The 284-nt window shown below is 50.7% G+C and carries 1 pseudogene; it reads right to left on the bottom strand.

From position 1 onward, the window contains the following. Window positions 1–284, bottom strand: a pseudogene (gene sfaY, locus LZP73_RS20765) (transcriptional regulator SfaY); the annotation flags it as partial.

Here is a 284-nt window from a genome sequence, read left to right on the forward strand (position 1 = left end):
GGCAACAGTGTCTGCCACAGCATGGAGAAGCGGCATTGCACTCCTGTTTTTCAGGGCATAATGAAAAAACTCATGACTTATTTTTACCCGTTCAAACATCCCGGACAGTCCCCACATTAAGCCTGCATTTCCTGAGCCGAAATCATCCAGCCAGAGGGTGAAACGTTCTGACAAAAAACGTAACAGGGGGTCATCACCGGGTTTTAACGCCACTGCCGGAAAGTCCTCACTGACCTCAAGCCTGATATGTGTTCCCGGCCGCCCCGGGATGCCATGTTTTCTCA

It is taken from the genome of Shewanella sp. AS16 (genome assembly GCF_021412365.1).
Lineage (GTDB): Bacteria > Pseudomonadota > Gammaproteobacteria > Enterobacterales > Shewanellaceae > Shewanella > Shewanella salipaludis.